Consider the following 1,431-nt stretch of genomic DNA (forward strand, 5'->3'; position numbering starts at 1 on the left):
TGGGCAGATGACTTAACATCCTGCGCTGCACCTTTAGCAGATTCGGCTGCATTTTGGGCAGATGACTTAACATCCTGCTTAACATCCTGCGCTGCACTTTTAGCAGATTCGGCTGCGCTTTGAGCAGATGACTTCATTGATTCAGCGGCACTCTTGCCAGATGACTTAAGCGATTCGGCTGCACTTTTTATAGATGGCTCCACTGCCTTCGCTGTATCTTTTACAGTGGATCTAAGATCCTTAGTGGCACCCTCAATTTCCTGAGCTACAGCTTTGGCAGAAGGCTTAACTTCGTCGGCCGTACTCTTAATAGAGTCCGCTGCACTTTGTATAGAAGGCTTGACACCTTCGACTGTCTGCTTGACTGAATCTTTTACTTCTCTAATTGTAGGTTTGACTTCCTCGGATGCGCTCTTGACTGCATCTACTACAGAAGGCTTGGCTTCCTTAACTGTCTCATTGACAGATTCGGCTATACCTTTAATCGAAGGCTTGGTTTCCTCAACAGTCTCCTTGACTGCTTCTGCTGTAGCTTTGATAGAGGGTTTAACTTCCTCAGCAGTTTCCTTTACTACTGTCCCTAGGTCTTCTACAGTGTGTGTAATACCGTCTGCTACAGCGTGTGCTGCATCCCCTAAATTATCTACAGCACGGTTAACAGTATCAGCAGTACCTTTACCAATCATAGCGCCAGCAACTGAGCCTGCTACAGCACCAATAATTCCTCCAGAGCGAGCACCGAGTACACCACCGACTGCTGCTCCAGCTATCCTCGCACCAAGGCCTGAGCCTGATGATTGCTCTTCCTTTGATTCTGCATTTTCGTTAGTCTGAGCCTGAAGCTGCGCGTTTTCGCTATTGTCAACATTCTTTTCCCGGAAGTTAGGATTGGCTTCAGGTTGGTTAAAAGGCTGCTTATTATCAGTCATAGATATCCTTGGGTATTACTGCTACATTTACTAGGCTAACTATATACTTCTCAGAAAATCTCCTGCCTAAGAACTAGATTTGGACTGTTACTTAAGAAGTAGATTCTTAAAGGTACTAACCACTAAGGTGCTAGTGGCTCGCTGTTCATTCGGCCTGGAAGTAGCTGGAGGCGGGGGATCGCACATCTGGCAAAGTCTTAGCTTAGCGATGCAAAAATAACTCATGTATACAGACTTGTTTACAGATTAAATGATTAATAAGTATTATAAAAAGATGTCGAGTGCCAGCTTATAAATCAACGTTGTTTTTAAATATTATATATTTTTAAAAAAATTAGCTATTAAATTATTGAATTAAGTGATTTGTTTTGTATAGCAATCCTAAATGATTTTCTTTATTTAGCTCAATCCTAAATGATTTTTTATGTGTAAGTATATTGACGTATTTTGGGGAAATCAAATTTATGTTCGTTAGTGAAAAACTCAAACAAAAACTTGACAA

At 41.6% G+C, this 1,431-nt stretch carries 1 protein-coding gene; it reads right to left on the reverse strand.

Translation table 11 applies throughout. The annotated features are described in order from the left end of the window. The coding region (locus QUB37_RS25160) for a hypothetical protein (protein WP_333167345.1) at positions 1 to 929 on the reverse strand (929 nt) is incomplete at its 3' end. Between the last annotated feature and the right edge of the window lie 502 nt (positions 930 to 1,431).

Origin of the sequence: Microcoleus sp. AT3-A2 (genome assembly GCF_036705685.1) — a bacterium.
Lineage (GTDB): Bacteria > Cyanobacteriota > Cyanobacteriia > Cyanobacteriales > Microcoleaceae > Microcoleus.